Genomic DNA, 19,296 nt, shown 5'->3' with positions numbered 1-19,296 from the left:
AACGAACGCAGTCAACGGATATGCTGCTTGAAATATGACGAATTTAAACAGGAATGAATTATGGGAGAGGCTATTTCTCTCTGGCCATTGACGGGGATCGCCGTCATCGTGGTCGGATTTCTTTTACGTTTTAACCCGGTATTGGTGGTTATCGTTGCCGGGATCGTCACCGGGCTGGCAGCGCATATGCCAATCGCCACTATTCTTGAAAAGCTGGGTGAAGGATTTCTCAACACCCGCAACCTGCCGTTTATCCTGCTGATTCCGCTGGCAGTCATTGGTCTGCTGGAACGTCACGGGCTGAAAGAGCGTGCCCAGACGTGGATCGCGAAAATCCGTAGCGCCACCAGTGGTCGTCTGCTCATTGTCTATCTGTTTATTCGTGAAGTGACCGCCGCGCTGGGCTTGACCAGCCTGGGTGGGCATCCTCAGATGGTACGCCCGTTATTATCCCCGATGGCTGAAGGGGCTGCGGAGAAAAACCACGGTGAATTGCCGGGGGCCGTGCGTTATCGACTGCGTGCAATGTCTGCGGCGACTGACAACGTTGGTCTGTTTTTCGGTGAAGACATCTTCGTTGCCTTTGGGGCGATCATTTTCATGCACAACTTTATGCTGGAGTCCGGTGGGATCCAGACCGAGCCACTGCATATTGCCCTGTGGGGGATCCCAACGGCAATTTGCGCCTTCTTGATCCACGGTACGCGCTTGTGGCGTCTGGATAACTATCTGCAGCGTGAGGTGGCGAAAGCCAATGCGGCAGCGAAAGGAGCAGCGCAATGAATTTTCAGCAAAGCTATCTCTACTGGCTGGCGGGTGCGGTACTGTTGATTGTGGCGGTGATGTCCTGGCAGGACAAAGCGAACCCACGCCGTCTGAGCACAGGGCTGTTTTGGGGACTGTATGGTGTGCTGTTCCTGCTTGGAGACTGGACGTACTCACTGTTTGGCGACAAACGTACGGTACATATCGCCGTCGGCATTGCGGTGGTTGTACTGGCGCTGATCGCCGGGTTTGGCGGTGTGAAACTGGGCAGCTACCATCAACGCACCCAGCAGCAGCGTGAAGAAAGCGCCAGCCGACTGGGCAACCGCTTGTTTTTTCCGGCGCTGGCTATTCCGCTGGTGACCGTTATCGGTGTACTGATGTTTAACCATATTCCGGGTTTGCAGGATGCACTGTTTGGGCCAGGGAATCACGCCACGCTGGTCACGCTCTTTTCTATGACGGCAGGCTCGCTGATTGGCCTGGCGATGGCGATAAAAATGACCCATGAGCGCGTCCATCAGCCCATTCAGGAAGCCCGTCGTCTGCTGGATTCCATCGGTTGGGCGTTCATCCTGCCGCAAATTCTGGCAACGCTTGGGCTGTTGTTTACAGCGGCGGGTGTCGGCAGTGGTATATCGTATCTGACCCAGGAATACCTCGCAGTAGATAGCCGCTTTATCGCCGTGGCGGTGTACACCATCGGTATGGCGCTGTTGACGATGGTCATGGGGAACGCATTTGCTGCGTTCCCGATTGTGACCGCCGGGATCGGTATTCCAATTCTTGTGTTGCAGCATGGTGGTAACCCCGCGGTGATGGCGGCCATTGGGATGTTCTCCGGTTATTGCGGAACCTTAATGACGCCAATGGCAGCGAACTTTAACATCGTGCCCGCAGCCCTGCTGGAGTTACCGGATAAAAACGCGGTGATTAAAGCGCAGGTGCCAACCGGCATACTGCTGTTGCTGGTTAACGTGTTCCTGATGTATTTCCTGATGTTCCTGTAAGGAGAAAGGATGAAAACGGTCTTAATTACCGGATTTGAACCCTTTGGCGGCGAGTCAGTTAACCCTTCCTGGGAAGTGGTCTCCGGGCTCGACAATGCTATCATCGCCGGATGCCGTGTCGTGGCGCGTCAACTACCGTGCGTATTTGGCGAGTCTCTGGCCGTACTTAATGCCGCGATTGACGCGCTGTCACCGTCGTTGGTGCTGGCGGTGGGGCAGGCAGGAGGTCGTACCGATATTACCGTTGAGCGTGTGGCGATCAATGTGGACGATGCGCGTATTGCGGATAACCACGGTCAGCAGCCTGTTGATGTGCCGATTGTCGCCGAGGGTCCGGCGGCATGGTTTAGCACGCTGCCGATCAAAGCAATGGTGGCGGCCATGCGCAATGCGGGTATTCCGGCCTCGGTTTCGCAAACCGCAGGTACCTTCGTCTGTAACCACGTGATGTATGGCTTGCTGCACAAACTACGAGACACACCGGCAGTAAAGGGCGGGTTTATCCATATCCCTTATCTGCCACAACAGGCCGCCGCGCACCCCGGAGCGCCAAGTATGGCGAGCGAAACGGTGCGCCGGGCGCTGGAAATTGCCATTGACACTGCCTTACAGGTGGAACGCGATATCGCAGTGACGGGCGGTGCAACTCATTAACAAAGGACAGTATTATGCCTGAAGGCCCGGAGATCCGCCGCGCGGCGGATAACCTGGAGGCGGCAGTCAAAGGCAAACCGCTGACGGATGTCTGGTTTGCCTTTGAGCAGTTAAAACCGTATCAATCTCAACTCATCGGGCAGCGCGTCATCCAGCTTGAAACGCGGGGAAAAGCATTACTGACCCACTTTTCAAATGGACTGACGCTGTACAGCCACAATCAGCTTTACGGCGTATGGCGGGTGGTGGAGACCGGAAATATACCGGAAACGACGCGTGTGTTGCGTGTCAAACTGCAAACACACGATAAAACCATCCTGCTCTATAGCGCGTCTGATATTGAGATGCTGACATCAGCACAATTGGCGACCCATCCGTTTCTGCAACGGGTAGGGCCGGACGTGCTGGATCTGCGTTTAACGCCTGAGGAGGTTAAAGCGCGGTTGCTGTCACCCCGTTTTCGCAATCGGCAGTTTTCTGGCTTACTGTTGGATCAGGCGTTTCTGGCGGGACTGGGGAACTATCTGCGGGTAGAAATTCTCTGGCAGGTTGGACTGACCGGTCAGCATAAAGCATCGCAACTGAGCGATGAACAGCTCAGCGCGCTGGCGCATGCGCTGCTCGAGATTCCACGCCTGTCCTACAACACCCGTGGGCTGGCTGATGAGAACAAGCATCACGGGGCGTTATTTCGCTTTAAGGTGTTCCATCGGGATGGCGAGCTCTGTGAACGCTGTGGCGGCATTATTGAGAAAACGATGCTCTCTTCACGACCGTTTTACTGGTGCCCGGGATGCCAGCACTAAGCTGGCTGTTTTGGCGCATGCGCTGAAATAAACCGCGCGACTGTCGGTCCGGTTAATAAAATACTGAACAGTCGCAGGGTCTGCATCGCCATGACCAGTGCCATGTCGGCATGGCTTCCTGCGGCAATCACTGCGACGGAGTCCACACCTCCCGGACTGGTCGCCAGATAGGCGGTGAGAAAGTCGATTCGCATATAATGTGCCAGCCCCCAGGCCATGGCGGCACAGACAGTCATCAGTGAAAAAATAGACAATAAAATTTGTGGCAACGGACGCAGTGCCATCAAAAAGATCTGTTTGTCAAAACCCAGGCCTATTTGCCAGCCGATGGCCATATACGCCATCGCCAGCAGCCATTCCGGCAGTTCAATGACCATGACACCGCCAGCGTTCAGCAATGCGCCCACCAGCATAGGCAGGAGCATGACGCCAGAGGGGATACGCAGCAATCGTCCTGCCCCCCCGGCAACGGCGGCCAACATCAGGGTACTGAACAGGTTGATACTCAGCGGCGGAAACCAGACCATTTGGGCGCTGACCGCCTGTGCCTGATCGCCCATTACCAGTCGGGTGACCAGTGCGGCTGCCCCCACCACCAACAGTACCCGCAGATACTGCATAAAGGCCACCAGGCGGATGTCGGCGCCATAATCCTGTGCCATTGCAACCATTGCTGCGGCTCCGCCAGGCGATGAACCCCACGCACCGGTGTTACCGGGCAGGTTGCTGTAACGAACCAGCAGCCATCCGATGACCGCGCTGCTGACAAGTGTCGCCAGCAGGATGACCATAACCACCGGCCAGTGCGCCGCAAGCGTGGTTAAAATAGAGCCAGTCAGGTTTTGCGCAATCATACAGCCGAGAATGGCCTGCGCACCGAGAAACGTGCAGCGAGGGGGATGCAGCGAAATACCGCGCATACTGAAAATAATACCGACAATCATCGACCCGAGCAGTAATGGCCCCGGAAGATGGATAAGCAGAAACAGCAGGGAAAGAAGAAGTGACAGTATAAACAGTGCACTCCACTGCAAAACAGGCATCCCATGCTCCTGAATAAAATTAGAGAAATCTCAGTAAATCATAGAGAAAGGATGGGCGGATTAACACAACGCATGTCAAGAAAAAGGGAATATACCGGCTGGTGACGCCACAGCATCGCCAGCCGGTAACAGGGATTAACGCTTAATGTCGGACTTAAAATCGCGCTTGTCGTAGCCGGTGTACAACTGGCGAGGACGGGCGATTTTCATGCCGTCGGTGTGCATTTCGTTCCAGTGTGCAATCCAGCCAACGGTACGCGCCATTGCGAAGATCACGGTGAACATGGAAGACGGGATACCCATTGCTTTCAGAATGATGCCAGAGTAGAAGTCCACGTTCGGGTAGAGTTTCTTCTCGATAAAGTACGGGTCGTTGAGCGCGATGTGCTCAAGCTCCATTGCCACTTCCAGCAGGTCATCTTTGGTACCCAGCTCTTTCAGCACTTCATGGCAGGTTTCACGCATGACGGTGGCGCGCGGGTCATAGTTTTTGTAAACACGGTGACCAAAGCCCATCAGACGGAAAGAATCATTCTTGTCTTTCGCGCGGCGAACAAATTCCGGAATGTGTTTAACTGAGCTGATTTCTTCCAGCATTTTCAGTGCAGCTTCGTTCGCGCCGCCGTGCGCCGGTCCCCACAGGGAAGCGATACCGGCTGCGATGCAGGCAAACGGGTTAGCGCCGGAAGAGCCAGCGGTACGTACGGTTGACGTTGAAGCGTTTTGTTCGTGGTCAGCATGCAGGATCAGAATACGATCCATTGCGCGTTCCAGGATTGGGTTTACTTCGTATTTTTCGCACGGCGTGGAGAACATCATGTTCAGGAAGTTACCGGCGTAGGAAAGGTCGTTACGCGGATAAACAAACGGCTGGCCGATGGAGTATTTGTAGCACATTGCTGCCATGGTTGGCATTTTGGACAGCAGACGGAAAGCGGCGATTTCACGGTGACGCGCATTATTGACATCCAGAGAGTCATGGTAGAACGCGGCCAGCGCACCGGTAACACCGCACATGACGGCCATCGGGTGAGAGTCGCGGCGGAAACCGTGGAACAGACGGGTAATCTGTTCGTGGATCATGGTATGGCGAGTGACCGTGGTTTTGAACTCGTCGTACTCTTCCTGTGACGGTTTTTCACCGTACAGCAGGATATAACACACTTCCAGATAGTTGGACTCGGTTGCCAACTGGTCAATCGGGAAGCCGCGATGCAGCAAAACACCTTCGTCACCGTCGATGAAAGTAATTTTGGATTCGCAGGATGCGGTAGAGGTAAAACCTGGGTCAAAAGTGAACATCCCTTTTGAGCCAAGGCTACGAATATCAATAACATCTTGACCGAGCGTACCTTTCAGCACATCCAGTTCAATAGCAGCGTCACCATTAAGAGTGAGTTTTGCTTTAGTATCAGCCATTTACGGTCTCCTTAGCGCCTTATTACTTAAGACTACTCAGGTGAGATCTGTTTCAACTCATCAATTAACCATTACCAGTTTGTTATTCGGCTCGCCGCTCTGCGATAGAGGAGAAAACCAGGGTACAGAGCAATGGGCGCTTGCAGGTAAATCAGTTAACTCATGGTGAATTAGCAACAAATCAACAACTTAGCAATCCGAATTATTTAACCTGTCTATCACTAATAACTGTCCTGAAGGTATTGGTCAATACTTCCACACTGTTACATAACTAAATCTCCGGTGAAAGAGTGACCCCATAACTTTTACGCATTATATGCTTTTTCTGGTGTTGTTTGTAACAACTTTGTTTAATGATTGTCAAATCAGATGATTAAAAATTAAAATAATGTTGTTATCGTGACCTATGTCACTGTTCGGGATAAAACCCGACAAACTATATGTAGGTTAATTGTAATGATTTTGTGAACGTCCTATACTGCCGCCAGGTCTCCGGAATACCCTGCAATCCCGAGCCAACCAGCGTTGTAACGTGTCGTTTTAGCAACTGGAAGCAGTGTTTTATATGACGCGTAGTTATAGTAAGGACGCTGTCTGACCCGCACGCAGACCGGAGGAAGGAAATCCCGGCGTCTTTCAGACTACAGAAGTCTTTTTCTTCTGTGCCCGAAGTCCAAAGGGAATAATAAGAACAGCATGTGGGCGTTATTCATGATAAGAAATGTGAAAAAACAAAGACCTGTCAATCTGGATCTGCAAACGATCCGATTCCCAATCACGGCGATAGCGTCCATTCTCCATCGCGTATCTGGAGTGATCACCTTCGTGGCGGTCGGGATCCTGTTGTGGTTATTGGGTACCAGCCTGTCCTCCCCTGAAGGTTTCCTCGCCGCGTCATCCATTATGAATAATTTCTTCGTGGAGTTGATTCTGTGGGGGATTCTGATTGCGCTGGCCTATCACGCCGTCATGGGCATTCGCCATTTGTTGATGGATTTTGGCTACCTCGAAGAAACCCTCGAAGCAGGGACACGTTCCGCCAAAATTTCTTTTGTAATCATTGTCGTGCTTTCACTTCTCGCAGGAGTCCTCGTATGGTAAGCAACGCCTCCGCATTAGGACGCAATGGCGTACATGACTTCATTCTGGTCCGTGCCACCGCTATCGTTCTGACGTTATACATCATCTATATGGTCGGCTTCTTCGCCACCAGTGGCGACCTGACCTTTGAAGCCTGGACCGGTTTCTTCTCATCGGCATTCACCAAAGTCTTCACCCTGCTGGCTCTTTTCTCCATCTTGATTCATGCCTGGGTTGGCATGTGGCAGGTGTTGACCGACTACGTTAAACCGCTGGCAGTTCGCCTGATTCTGCAACTGGCCATTGTCGTTGCGCTGGTGGTTTACGTCATTTATGGATTTGTTGTGGTGTGGGGTGTGTAATGAAACTGCCAGTCAGAGAATTTGATGCTGTTGTGATTGGTGCCGGTGGTGCAGGTATGCGCGCGGCGCTGCAAATTTCCCAGAGCGGTCAGACCTGTGCGCTGCTCTCCAAAGTCTTCCCAACCCGTTCCCATACCGTCTCTGCGCAGGGGGGTATCACCGTTGCGCTCGGTAATACCCATGAAGATAACTGGGAATGGCACATGTACGACACGGTAAAAGGGTCGGACTACATTGGGGATCAGGACGCCATTGAATATATGTGTAAAACCGGTCCGGAAGCGATTCTGGAACTGGACCACATGGGGCTGCCGTTCTCGCGGCTGGAAAATGGCACCATTTATCAACGTCCGTTTGGCGGTCAGTCGAAAAACTTCGGTGGCGAGCAAGCGGCACGTACTGCAGCAGCGGCTGACCGTACCGGTCACGCGCTGTTGCACACGCTGTATCAGCAAAACCTGAAAAACCACACCACGATTTTCTCCGAGTGGTATGCGTTAGATCTGGTGAAAAACGCCGACGGCGCAATTGTCGGTTGTACCGCACTGTGTATCGAAACCGGTGAAGTGGTTTACTTCAAAGCCCGCGCGACCGTGCTGGCAACCGGTGGTGCAGGCCGTATTTATCAGTCGACAACGAACGCCCACATCAACACGGGTGATGGCGTAGGTATGGCAATCCGTGCCGGTGTTCCGGTGCAGGATATGGAAATGTGGCAGTTCCACCCGACCGGTATCGCCGGTGCGGGCGTGCTGGTAACAGAAGGCTGCCGTGGTGAAGGTGGTTATCTGTTGAACAAACACGGCGAACGCTTCATGGAGCGTTATGCCCCGAACGCGAAAGACCTTGCGGGCCGTGACGTGGTGGCGCGCTCCATTATGATCGAAATCCGTGAAGGTCGCGGCTGCGATGGCCCATGGGGTCCGCACGCCAAACTGAAACTCGACCATCTGGGTAAAGAAGTACTGGAATCCCGTCTACCGGGTATCCTGGAGCTTTCCCGTACATTTGCTCACGTTGACCCAGTGAAAGAGCCGATTCCGGTCATTCCAACCTGTCACTACATGATGGGGGGTATTCCGACCAAGGTGACTGGCCAGGCGCTGACCGTGAACGAGCAGGGTGAAGATGTGGTCATTCCTGGACTGTTTGCCGTGGGCGAGATCGCTTGCGTATCGGTTCACGGTGCCAACCGTCTGGGCGGCAACTCGCTGTTGGACCTGGTGGTCTTTGGTCGTGCGGTCGGCCTGCATCTGCAGGAATCTATCGCCGAGCAAGGTAATCTGCAGGATGCGACGGAAGAAGAGATCGATGCCTCTCTGGCGCGTCTGAATCGCTGGAACGGCAATCGCGACGGTGAAGACCCGGTTGTGATCCGTAAAGCGCTGCAGGAATGTATGCAGCATAACTTCTCGGTATTCCGCGAAGGTGACGCGATGGCGAAAGGTCTTGAAGAGCTGAAAGCCATTCGTGAGCGCCTGAAAAATGCCCGTCTGGATGATACCTCCAGCGAGTTCAACACCCAGCGCGTCGAGTGCCTGGAGTTGGATAACCTGATGGAAACCGCGTACGCAACGGCGGTATCCGCCAACTTCCGTACCGAAAGCCGTGGCGCTCACAGTCGCTTCGACTTCCCGGAACGTGATGATGAAAACTGGCTGTGCCATTCCCTGTATCTGCCAGAGTCGGAATCCATGACCCGACGTCAAGTCAACATGGAACCGAAACTGCGCCCGGCATTCCCGCCGAAGATTCGTACTTACTAATGCGGAGACAGGAAAATGAGACTCGAGTTTTCAATTTATCGCTATAACCCGGATGTTGATGATGCTCCGCACATGCAGGATTACACCCTGGAAGCGGAAGAAGGGCGCGACATGATGCTGCTGGATGCACTGATGCAGCTGAAAGAAAAAGACCCTACGCTATCGTTCCGCCGTTCCTGCCGTGAAGGGGTCTGTGGCTCCGACGGTCTGAATATGAACGGTAAAAATGGACTGGCCTGTATCACACCTATTTCTGCGCTGAATCAGCCGGGTAAGATGATTGTCATTCGCCCGCTGCCGGGTTTACCGGTTGTGCGCGATTTGGTGGTAGACATGGGGCAATTCTACGCACAGTATGAGAAGATTAAACCTTACTTGTTGAATAATGGGAAAAATCCACCGGCTCGTGAGCATTTACAAATGCCAGAGCAGCGTGAGAAGCTCGATGGGCTGTATGAATGTATTTTATGTGCATGCTGCTCAACGTCTTGCCCATCATTCTGGTGGAATCCGGACAAGTTTATTGGCCCGGCAGGTTTACTGGCCGCGTATCGTTTCCTGATCGACAGCCGCGATACCGAGACCGACAGCCGCCTGGACGGTTTGAGTGACGCTTTCAGCGTATTCCGCTGCCATAGCATCATGAACTGCGTCAGTGTTTGTCCTAAGGGGCTGAACCCAACGCGCGCGATTGGTCATATTAAGTCGATGTTACTGAAACGTAGTGCATAAATAGTTGTTGTTGCCGGGGAAGTGATTCCCCGGTAGTGCAGGAAACCTCTAAAAACTGCCATAAATTAGAGAGCAATAATCGAGGCGTTCGAAGCGCGACAAGGCGCGGTCCGAACGACGAAGATTATTAGACAGTTTTTAAAGGTTCCTTAGCGGACGCAGATGATACGACAGTCCGCAACAAGTGAACCCCGGCACGCACATCGGTGTGCGTGGTAGTATCCACGGCGAAGTAAGCATACAAATGCTTAAGGGATCACGATGCAGAACAGCGCTTTGAAAGCCTGGTTGGACTCTTCTTACCTCTCCGGTTCTAACCAGAGTTGGATAGAACAGCTCTATGAAGACTTCTTAACCGACCCTGACTCGGTAGATGCTAACTGGCGTTCGACGTTCCAGCAGTTACCTGGTACCGGAGTCAAACCGGATCAACTCCACTCAAAAACACGTGATTATTTCCGTCGACAGGCGTTGATTACCCCACGTTACTCTTCTTCTATTTCCGACCCTGATGCCAATGTGAAGCAGGTTAAAGTCCTGCAGCTCATTAACGCCTATCGTTTCCGCGGTCACCAGCATGCGAACCTCGATCCGCTGGGGCTGTGGCAACAAGAAAATGTGGCCGATCTGGACCCGTCTTTCCACGATCTGACCGACGCTGATTTTCAGGAAAGCTTTAACGTTGGTTCTTTTGCCGGCGGCAAAGACACCATGAAGTTGAGCGACCTGGTTGTCGCGCTGAAACAAACCTACTGCGGCCCGATTGGCGCCGAGTATATGCACATCACCAGCACCGAAGAGAAACGCTGGCTTCAGCAGCGTATCGAGTCCGGTCGTGCAGCATTCAGTAGTGAAGAGAAGAAACGCTTCCTCAGTGAACTGACTGCAGCTGAAGGCCTGGAACGCTACCTGGGTGCGAAGTTCCCAGGGGCAAAACGCTTCTCACTGGAAGGTGGCGATGCGTTAATCCCGATGCTTAAAGAAATGATCCGCCACGCCGGTAACAGTGGAACCCGTGAAGTGGTTCTGGGCATGGCGCACCGCGGTCGTTTGAACGTACTGGTTAACGTGCTGGGTAAACGCCCACAGGAACTGTTCGACGAATTCGCAGGCAAACATAAAGAACACCTCGGCACCGGTGATGTGAAGTACCACATGGGCTTCTCATCAGATATCGAAACCGAAGGCGGTCTGGTGCACCTGGCGCTGGCGTTTAACCCGTCGCACCTGGAAATCGTTAGCCCGGTGGTTATCGGTTCCGTTCGTGCGCGTCTGGATCGTCTGGACGAGCCAAGCAGCAATAAAGTATTGCCGATTACGATTCACGGTGATGCGGCAGTGACCGGACAGGGCGTGGTTCAGGAAACCCTGAACATGTCGAAAGCGCGTGGTTACGAAGTGGGCGGTACCGTTCGTATCGTCATCAACAACCAGGTGGGCTTCACCACCTCTAACCCGCTGGACGCACGTTCTACGCCGTACTGCACCGACATCGGTAAGATGGTTCAGGCGCCGATCTTCCACGTGAATGCGGATGACCCCGAAGCGGTTGCTTTCGTGACTCGTCTGGCGCTGGATTTCCGTAATACCTTTAAACGTGATGTCTTCATTGATCTGGTGTGCTACCGCCGTCACGGCCATAACGAAGCCGATGAGCCGAGCGCAACCCAGCCGCTGATGTATCAGAAAATCAAAAAGCATCCGACCCCGCGCAAAATCTACGCTGACAAACTGGAAGCCGATAAAGTTGCGACGTTGGAAGATGCGACCGAGATGGTCAACCTCTATCGTGATGCGCTGGATGCTGGCGAATGCGTCGTGAAAGAGTGGCGTCCAATGAACATGCACTCCTTCACCTGGTCACCGTACCTCAACCACGAGTGGGATGAAAACTACCCCAGCAAAGTTGAAATGAAGCGTTTGCAGGAACTGGCCAAACGCATCAGTACCGTACCAGAAGCGGTTGAAATGCAGTCGCGCGTTGCCAAGATTTATGGCGATCGTCAGGCGATGGCGGCAGGCGAGAAGTTGTTCGACTGGGGTGGCGCAGAAAATCTGGCTTACGCCACGCTGGTTGACGAAGGCATTCCGGTACGTCTGTCGGGTGAAGACTCCGGTCGCGGTACTTTCTTCCACCGTCATGCGGTCATTCATAACCAGGCGAACGGTTCAACCTACACCCCGCTGCAGCATGTGCATAACGGGCAGGGGACGTTCCGCGTCTGGGACTCCGTCCTGTCTGAAGAAGCGGTGCTGGCATTTGAATACGGTTATGCCACGGCTGAACCGCGTACCCTGACCATCTGGGAAGCGCAGTTTGGTGACTTCGCCAACGGTGCGCAGGTCGTTATCGACCAGTTCATCTCGTCCGGTGAGCAGAAATGGGGCCGTATGTGTGGCCTGGTGATGTTGCTGCCGCACGGCTATGAAGGTCAGGGGCCGGAGCACTCCTCCGCGCGCCTGGAACGTTATCTGCAACTTTGTGCTGAGCAAAACATGCAGGTTTGCGTCCCATCTACGCCGGCACAGGTTTACCACATGCTGCGTCGTCAGGCGCTGCGCGGTATGCGTCGTCCGCTGGTGGTGATGTCACCGAAGTCATTGCTGCGTCATCCGCTGGCGGTGTCTACGCTCGACGAACTGGCGAACGGTACGTTCCTGCCAGCCATTGGTGAGATTGATGAACTTGATCCACAAGCCGTGAAGCGTGTCGTGATGTGTTCTGGTAAGGTTTATTACGACCTGCTGGAGCAACGCCGTAAGAATGGCCAAAAAGATGTTGCCATTGTGCGCATCGAACAGCTCTATCCGTTCCCGCATAAAGCGGTGCAGGAAGCGCTGAAACCGTTTGCTCATGTACATGATTTTGTCTGGTGCCAGGAAGAGCCGCTTAACCAGGGCGCATGGTACTGCAGCCAGCATCATTTCCGTGAAGTAATTCCATTTGGGTCAGCTCTGCGTTATGCAGGTCGCCCGGCCTCTGCCTCTCCGGCAGTAGGATATATGTCCGTTCACCAGAAACAGCAACAAGATCTGGTAAATGACGCGCTGAACGTCGATTAAATAAAGGATAAATAATGAGTAGCGTAGATATTCTTGTTCCCGACCTGCCTGAATCCGTCGCGGATGCAACGGTTGCAACCTGGCATAAAAAACCGGGCGATGCAGTACGTCGTGATGAAGTACTGGTAGAAATCGAAACTGACAAAGTGGTACTGGAAGTACCGGCATCAGCGGACGGTATTCTTGATGCGGTCCTGGAAGATGAAGGGACAACTGTAACTTCTCGCCAGATCCTCGGTCGCCTGCGTGAAGGCAACAGCGCCGGTAAAGAGACCAGCGCCAAGTCTGAAGAGAAAGATTCTACTCCGGCGCAGCGCCAGCAGGCGTCCCTCGCCGAGCAGAACAACGATGCCCTGAGCCCGGCAATCCGTCGCCTGTTGGGTGAGCATAACCTCGAAGCCAGCGCTATCAATGGCACGGGTGTCGGTGGACGTATTACGCGTGAAGATGTTGAAAAACATCTGGCTAAAGCGCCGGCGGCGAAAGCTGAAGCCAAAGCACCGGCCGCCGCACCTGCTGCGCAGCCTGCGCTGGGCGCACGTGGTGAAAAACGCGTTCCGATGACCCGCCTGCGCAAGCGCGTGGCTGAGCGTCTGCTGGAAGCGAAAAACTCCACTGCGATGCTGACGACCTTCAACGAAGTCAACATGAAGCCAATCATGGACCTGCGTAAGCAGTACGGTGACGCGTTTGAAAAACGTCACGGTATCCGTCTGGGCTTTATGTCTTTCTACGTTAAAGCTGTTGTTGAAGCGCTGAAACGCTATCCGGAAGTCAACGCGTCTATCGATGGTGATGACGTGGTTTATCACAACTACTTTGATGTCAGCATGGCGGTCTCCACGCCGCGTGGCCTGGTGACCCCGGTACTGCGTGATGTTGATCTGTTGGGTATGGCCGACATCGAGAAGAATATTAAAGAACTGGCAGTAAAAGGTCGTGACGGCAAGTTGACGGTTGAAGATCTGACGGGCGGTAACTTCACCATCACTAACGGTGGTGTGTTCGGTTCCCTGATGTCTACGCCTATCATCAACCCGCCGCAGAGCGCTATCCTGGGTATGCATGCCATCAAAGACCGTCCGATGGCGGTAGACGGTAAGGTTGAAATCCTGCCGATGATGTATCTGGCGCTGTCTTATGACCACCGTCTGATTGATGGTCGTGAGTCAGTCGGCTTCCTGGTAACCATTAAAGAGTTGCTGGAAGATCCAACACGTCTGCTGCTGGACGTGTAACCAAAAAGAGTATCACCTGCCCCGTAGGTCTGGACGCCTTATCAGGCCTACGGGTAAAAGATAACGATTACCTGAAGGATGGACAGAACACATGAACTTACATGAATATCAGGCAAAACAACTTTTTGCCCGCTATGGCTTACCGGCACCGGTGGGTTATGCCTGTACTACTCCGCGTGAAGCCGAAGAAGCCGCCTCTAAAATCGGCGCGGGCCCGTGGGTAGTAAAATGTCAGGTTCACGCTGGTGGCCGTGGTAAAGCGGGCGGTGTGAAAGTTGTTAACAGCAAAGAAGACATTCGCGCTTTTGCTGAACATTGGCTGGGTAAACGTCTGGTCACTTACCAGACAGACGCACATGGTCAACCGGTAAACCAGATTCTGGTTGAAGCAGCGACCGACATTGGTAAAGAACTTTACCTCGGCGCAGTTGTTGACCGCAGTTCCCGTCGCGTGGTCTTTATGGCCTCTACCGAAGGCGGTGTGGAAATTGAAAAAGTCGCAGAAGAAACGCCGCACCTGATCCACAAAGTGGCACTTGATCCGCTGGCAGGCCCAATGCCTTACCAGGGGCGTGAACTGGCGTTCAAACTGGGTCTGGAAGGTAAACAGGTTCAGCAGTTCACCAAGATTTTCATGGGCCTGGCGACGATTTTCCTGGAGCGCGACCTGGCGCTGATCGAAATCAACCCGCTGGTGGTCACCAAACAAGGCGATCTGATTTGTCTCGATGGCAAACTGGGGGCTGACGGCAATGCGCTGTTCCGCCAGGCTGACCTGCGTGAAATGCGTGACCAGTCTCAGGAAGATCCGCGTGAAGCACAGGCTGCACAGTGGGAACTGAACTACGTCGCACTGGACGGTAACATTGGTTGTATGGTTAACGGTGCGGGCCTGGCAATGGGCACCATGGACATCGTTAAGCTGCACGGCGGCGAACCGGCTAACTTCCTCGATGTGGGCGGCGGTGCGACCAAAGAACGTGTCACCGAAGCATTCAAAATCATCCTCTCTGACGACAATGTTAAAGCCGTTCTGGTTAACATCTTCGGCGGTATCGTTCGTTGCGATCTGATCGCTGACGGTATCATCGGTGCGGTAGCAGAAGTGGGTGTTAACGTTCCTGTTGTTGTACGTCTGGAAGGCAACAACGCCGAACTCGGCGCGAAGAAACTGGCTGACAGCGGCCTGAATATTATTGCAGCGAAAAGTCTGACGGATGCAGCTCAGCAGGTTGTTGCCGCAGTGGAGGGGAAATAATGTCAGTTTTAATTAATAAAGATACCAAGGTTATCTGCCAGGGCTTCACCGGTAGCCAGGGGACATTCCACTCTGAACAAGCGATTGCTTACGGTACGCAAATGGTCGGCGGCGTTACGCCGGGCAAAGGTGGCACCACGCATCTGGGTCTGCCGGTATTCAATACCGTACGTGAAGCCGTAGAAGCGACCGGCGCAACCGCCACCGTTATCTACGTACCGGCACCGTTTTGCAAAGATTCCATTCTGGAAGCGATTGATGCAGGCATCAAACTGATCATCACCATCACCGAAGGTATCCCGACGCTGGATATGCTGACGGTGAAAGTGAAACTGGATGAAGCGGGCGTACGCATGATTGGCCCGAACTGCCCAGGCGTTATCACCCCGGGCGAATGTAAAATCGGCATCATGCCGGGCCACATTCATAAACCGGGTAAAGTGGGTATTGTTTCCCGTTCCGGTACGCTGACCTATGAAGCCGTTAAGCAGACCACCGACTACGGTTTTGGCCAGTCTACCTGTGTCGGTATCGGCGGTGACCCGATCCCAGGCTCTAACTTTATCGACATCCTGAAACTGTTCCAGGAAGATCCGCAGACTGAAGCGATCGTGATGATCGGTGAGATCGGCGGTAGCGCAGAAGAAGAAGCAGCAGCGTACATTAAAGACCACGTGACTAAGCCGGTTGTGGGTTACATCGCAGGTGTGACCGCGCCGAAAGGCAAGCGTATGGGTCACGCGGGCGCGATCATCGCGGGCGGTAAAGGGACAGCGGATGAGAAATTCGCTGCACTGGAAGCGGCTGGTGTGAAAACCGTGCGCAGTCTGGCCGATATCGGCGAAGCGCTGAAAGCGGTAATTAAGTAATTCTCAAAAAGCAGTATAAAGTCCGACTCTTTCGCGTAGCAGAAAACAGCTGTTACGCGAAGGAAGCAAGACTGATTCGTTTTCGACATGGTTGGCCATCTATTGATGGCCTTTTTTATTTTCTGTCATCCCGTATCATGCAAATTGATCATAATCATCTTCACAAATGAGATTATTTTTTGCGGCGAACATCATTCTTTCTTTTGCCTGGATTTTGCATATTACCGCCTTTAGTCATATTAAGGTTGGAGGATGGCGTGTCGCTGAAAATTCAGGATGATTACTTACCATGTTTTTTCTCTATAGCAGAAGTCTTCTCCAATGCGACGGGGTTAGCAACGGTAGTCGTTGATGTTACAGGTAGAGCGCTCTCTGATTGCCATAATTTTAATTCATTCTGTAAGCTGATGAGAGCGAATAAACGCTACAGTGTTGGTTGCCAAACGTGCGATAAACAGTGTGCTTTTGAAGCTCTGAAACAGTGTAAGCCCAGAATATTCAGCTGTCATGCAGGGCTAAGTCTGTTCTCCATACCATTAATTTATGAGGAAAATCTGCATGGTTTTATTATCTGTGGTCAGGTTCGGGCTAAGTACCAGGAATATAAAACCATCATTGTTGAAGATGAATCGCGATGGATGGTCGATCCTGAAATAAAAGCCGAGTGGGATCAGCTTGTTGCGGTTGATAATAATACGCTGGTGGCATCGGCTAATTTATTGCATTTTATTGTTAATAATTTTGAGGGACAAGAAAAACAATCTGAAGTAGTGTTCGACAAACCAGTCAGTAACATCCGGCACTATTTAACGGAGCTTTCTCGTCATGAGAAAAAACTACTGGCGGCACTGCGTTATATTGATGATAACTTGTATAGTGACTTATCCCTGGAGTCTGTGGCAGCACATGTCTGTTTAAGTGCAAATTATTTCAGTCGATTTTTTAAGAAACGCCAGGGCGTTAATTTTAAAACCTGGGTAAATCAGAAAAAAATGCAAAAGGCGGGGGAGTTATTACATGATCCTGTTCATTCAATAGACAGTATTGCCCGGAAACTTCAGTACGCACAAACCAGTTATTTTTGTCGCGTTTTCCGGGCGGCGCATCAAACATCACCCCAGTCTTTTCGTCACGCCAGACTCTCGCAGTAAAGATGTTCAGGGCGTTCGATAGCGGCGGGAATGAAAGACAGGCGATCGCTCAGCGTGACGACATCACCAATGACGATCAGTGCAGGCGGCGTAATGTTGGCTTCCTGCGCATTGCTCAGTAATGATCCGAGGGTACAGGTCAGTCGGCGCTGATTCTCCCGGGTCGCGGACATGATAATGGCTGCGGGTGTCTCCGCAGGTTTTCCGCCCATCAGTAGCTCTTCACAGATGAATGCCAGATTCGCGATACCCATGACGATAACCAATGTACCGTTCAGTTTGGCCAGCTGGCGCCAGTCCTGTTGCTGGTTACCTTCGCGCGTATGGCCGGTCACCACGTGAAAACCAGAGGCGTAATCGCGATGTGTTACCGGGATCCCGGCGCAGGTTAATCCCCCAATGGTTGAACTGATACCGGGGACGACTTCAAAAGGGATCCCCGGTTCGATAAGCCCTTCAGCTTCTTCGGCCCCACGACCAAATACGTAGGGATCGCCGCCTTTTAAGCGCACGATATTGTGATGCGTCTGGGCATACTGAACGAGAAGCGCGTTGATTTCATCCTGTGGTACGCAATGAAATCCTGGATTCTTACCGACATTGATAAGCTCACAGTCAGCGGATGCCCATTCCAGAATCTTAGGATTGACCAACCGATCGTAAATAATGACATCTGCTTGTTTAATGCACATCACTGCTTTGAGGGTGAGTAATGAAATATCACCGGGACCTGCGCCAACGAGCCAGACCTTTCCGAAAGTTTTCACATTGTGTCCTTTATCACGTCTAACAAAAAAAGGCAGAACCACCCCGGAGAATGATTAAAAGCAGTCGTTTGCCTGTAAGTTATAACGCTAAATTTTCCTAAATTATCGCAAGGATAATATTGATTAATCTCGCAAAGTTTTTTCCACAATAAACAAGATGACTTGAAAAATTATTAAGAACTTATTGGCGCTATGTGTCTGAATTTAACCTTATTTAAATTGTGTTTATTGTTGTGCTTGCGTATTATTGGTTAATATTTATCCGCCATCAGTATGAACAAATCATGGATTGGATCAATGACATCAATGCCTGAAATAAAATATAACACTCGATGTTTATTTGGGTGACATGAATTATTTTTTTATAAATTAAACTATTTTTGTACGCTGCATATGGAAGAGGTTATGAGAGGAAAAATACCCAAAACGGAGTTGCTGGTAACTTTTGAAGTGGTTGCGCGTCACGAAAGTTATACCCGGGCAGCTGAAGAGCTGGCTTTAACACAAAGTGCTGTTTTCCGCCAGGTGAATGCGCTAGAGGATTTTCTTAATACAGCGCTATTTAATCATGCCAAAAAGCGCATTTTTTTAAATGCGGCAGGCAAACACTATTTAACTATCGTTAAAGAAACGCTGAACAAGCTTGAACGAGATACGACGACGATCATGACATGGCAGCCGACCGTACAAGTGATCGAACTGGCGGTTAACCCGACGTTCAGTACGCACTGGCTGATCCCAAACCTGCGTGAGTTCAATAAACTCAATCCTGATATTATCGTTAATATTCATTCTCTGGCGAATATTGGTGATTTTCTTAACCGGGAATATGACGCAGCGATCATGCGGGAAGATTTTTACTCTCCGTGGTCGGGGGTAGAGTACCTGTTCGAAGAGGAAATTCTGCCAGTGTGCAGTCGTTGCCTGCTTGCTGAACCGGACCGGAAGCTGTCCGTCGATGAACTGCTGAACGAATACCCGCTTTTGCATCAAAGCACCCGAATTAAAGGCTGGCAGGAATGGTTTGCGCTGTCCGATGTCAGCAGTCCACTGGTGAATAAAGGTCCGCGATTTGATCTCTTGTCGATGCTGATTGCGGCGGTACGTTCCAACCTTGGCGTCGCATTGCTACCCCGTTTTGCCATTCAGCACGATCTGGATAGTGGGGATATGGTGATTCCTTGCGATGTTCCAATGCGTACCGGTAATCGATTCATCATGACGTGGCGGGAGGAAAAATCGGAGTCCCTGCATTTGGAGATCTTCCGCAACTGGTTGCTAAATAAATCCGTGGTGTCGGCTGCCTGATGGCG

The 19,296-nt window shown here is 52.1% G+C and carries 17 protein-coding genes and 1 pseudogene; 14 read left to right on the top strand and 4 right to left on the bottom strand.

The window, feature by feature from the left end; all coding sequences use genetic code 11:
• Positions 1 to 60: 60 nt before the first annotated feature.
• Genes OGX95_RS03555 through nei form a run of 4 tightly spaced genes read left to right on the top strand, consistent with a single transcriptional unit; the run spans position 61 to position 3,235 of the window.
• Positions 61 to 783, top strand: coding sequence for a DUF969 domain-containing protein (locus OGX95_RS03555; protein WP_286628335.1), 723 nt, complete (start codon positions 61 to 63; stop codon positions 781 to 783).
• Positions 780 to 1,775 (top strand): DUF979 domain-containing protein, encoded by a 996-nt coding sequence (locus tag OGX95_RS03550; protein WP_286628334.1) that lies wholly within the window; start codon positions 780 to 782, stop codon positions 1,773 to 1,775. The genes OGX95_RS03555 and OGX95_RS03550 overlap by 4 nt, the downstream gene beginning before the upstream one ends.
• A 9-nt stretch (positions 1,776 to 1,784) precedes the next feature.
• Positions 1,785 to 2,429: a pyroglutamyl-peptidase I gene (gene pcp, locus OGX95_RS03545; RefSeq protein WP_286628333.1), complete on the top strand. Its 645-nt coding sequence runs from the start codon at positions 1,785 to 1,787 to the stop codon at positions 2,427 to 2,429.
• Between the two features lie 14 nt (positions 2,430 to 2,443).
• Positions 2,444 to 3,235 carry an endonuclease VIII gene (nei, locus tag OGX95_RS03540; protein ID WP_286628332.1) on the top strand — a complete coding sequence of 264 codons (792 nt, stop codon included), beginning with the start codon at positions 2,444 to 2,446 and terminating at the stop codon, positions 3,233 to 3,235.
• Here the strand turns inward: nei and OGX95_RS03535 are convergent.
• The 3 genes and pseudogenes from OGX95_RS03535 to OGX95_RS03525 all read right to left on the bottom strand — a co-directional run bounded on the left by OGX95_RS03535 (position 3,232) and on the right by OGX95_RS03525 (position 6,010).
• Positions 3,232 to 4,278: an AbrB family transcriptional regulator gene (locus OGX95_RS03535; RefSeq protein WP_286628331.1), complete on the bottom strand. Its 1,047-nt coding sequence runs from the start codon at positions 4,276 to 4,278 to the stop codon at positions 3,232 to 3,234. The two genes, nei and OGX95_RS03535, sit on opposite strands and share 4 nt — an antisense overlap.
• Before the next feature lie 135 nt (positions 4,279 to 4,413).
• Complete coding sequence (locus tag OGX95_RS03530) at positions 4,414 to 5,697, bottom strand: citrate synthase (protein WP_271442210.1); 1,284 nt, start codon at positions 5,695 to 5,697, stop codon at positions 4,414 to 4,416.
• 202 nt (positions 5,698 to 5,899) lie between these two features.
• Positions 5,900 to 6,010 (bottom strand): annotated as a pseudogene (locus OGX95_RS03525) (hypothetical protein).
• A gap of 383 nt (positions 6,011 to 6,393) precedes the next feature.
• Between OGX95_RS03525 and sdhC the strand changes: the two are divergent.
• The 9 genes from sdhC to OGX95_RS03480 all read left to right on the top strand — a co-directional run bounded on the left by sdhC (position 6,394) and on the right by OGX95_RS03480 (position 17,216).
• The gene (sdhC, locus tag OGX95_RS03520) at positions 6,394 to 6,798 is read left to right on the top strand and encodes a succinate dehydrogenase cytochrome b556 subunit (protein WP_271449843.1); all 405 of its coding nucleotides are present in this window, start codon (positions 6,394 to 6,396) and stop codon (positions 6,796 to 6,798) included.
• Positions 6,792 to 7,139 (top strand): succinate dehydrogenase membrane anchor subunit, encoded by a 348-nt coding sequence (gene sdhD / locus OGX95_RS03515; RefSeq protein ID WP_286628330.1) that lies wholly within the window; start codon positions 6,792 to 6,794, stop codon positions 7,137 to 7,139. Before sdhC ends, sdhD begins: the two co-directional genes overlap by 7 nt.
• A complete protein-coding gene (sdhA, locus tag OGX95_RS03510) occupies positions 7,139 to 8,905 on the top strand; it encodes a succinate dehydrogenase flavoprotein subunit (protein ID WP_271449841.1) in 1,767 nt (588 codons plus the stop codon). Before sdhD ends, sdhA begins: the two co-directional genes overlap by 1 nt.
• A gap of 15 nt (positions 8,906 to 8,920) precedes the next feature.
• Entirely contained in the window at positions 8,921 to 9,637 is a 717-nt protein-coding gene (gene sdhB / locus OGX95_RS03505) for a succinate dehydrogenase iron-sulfur subunit SdhB (protein WP_286628329.1), read from the top strand.
• A 261-nt stretch (positions 9,638 to 9,898) separates the two neighbouring features.
• Entirely contained in the window at positions 9,899 to 12,700 is a 2,802-nt protein-coding gene (gene sucA, locus OGX95_RS03500) for a 2-oxoglutarate dehydrogenase E1 component (RefSeq protein ID WP_271442215.1), read from the top strand.
• Positions 12,701 to 12,714: 14 nt separating this feature from the next.
• A complete protein-coding gene (gene odhB / locus OGX95_RS03495) occupies positions 12,715 to 13,938 on the top strand; it encodes a 2-oxoglutarate dehydrogenase complex dihydrolipoyllysine-residue succinyltransferase (protein ID WP_271450211.1) in 1,224 nt (407 codons plus the stop codon).
• Between the two features lie 91 nt (positions 13,939 to 14,029).
• The gene (gene sucC, locus OGX95_RS03490; protein WP_003022927.1) at positions 14,030 to 15,196 is read left to right on the top strand and encodes an ADP-forming succinate--CoA ligase subunit beta; all 1,167 of its coding nucleotides are present in this window, start codon (positions 14,030 to 14,032) and stop codon (positions 15,194 to 15,196) included.
• Entirely contained in the window at positions 15,196 to 16,065 is an 870-nt protein-coding gene (gene sucD, locus OGX95_RS03485; RefSeq protein WP_005122544.1) for a succinate--CoA ligase subunit alpha, read from the top strand. The genes sucC and sucD overlap by 1 nt, the downstream gene beginning before the upstream one ends.
• Before the next feature lie 257 nt (positions 16,066 to 16,322).
• On the top strand, positions 16,323 to 17,216 hold the full coding sequence (locus OGX95_RS03480) for a PocR ligand-binding domain-containing protein (protein WP_286628328.1): 894 nt from the start codon (positions 16,323 to 16,325) through the stop codon (positions 17,214 to 17,216).
• Here OGX95_RS03480 and cobA read toward each other — a convergent pair.
• A complete protein-coding gene (gene cobA / locus OGX95_RS03475; protein WP_286628327.1) occupies positions 17,195 to 17,983 on the bottom strand; it encodes a uroporphyrinogen-III C-methyltransferase in 789 nt (262 codons plus the stop codon). The two genes, OGX95_RS03480 and cobA, sit on opposite strands and share 22 nt — an antisense overlap.
• 405 nt (positions 17,984 to 18,388) lie before the next feature.
• Here cobA and OGX95_RS03470 point away from each other — a divergent pair, with 405 nt between their 5' ends.
• A complete protein-coding gene (locus OGX95_RS03470) occupies positions 18,389 to 19,291 on the top strand; it encodes a LysR family transcriptional regulator (protein WP_137381339.1) in 903 nt (300 codons plus the stop codon).
• The last annotated feature ends 5 nt before the right edge of the window (positions 19,292 to 19,296 follow it).

It is taken from the genome of Citrobacter sp. Cu233 (genome assembly GCF_030332225.1).
Classification (GTDB): domain Bacteria; phylum Pseudomonadota; class Gammaproteobacteria; order Enterobacterales; family Enterobacteriaceae; genus Citrobacter.
Note: the sequence above shows the minus strand (reverse complement) of the source record. Positions and strands in the feature narration are given on the sequence as shown.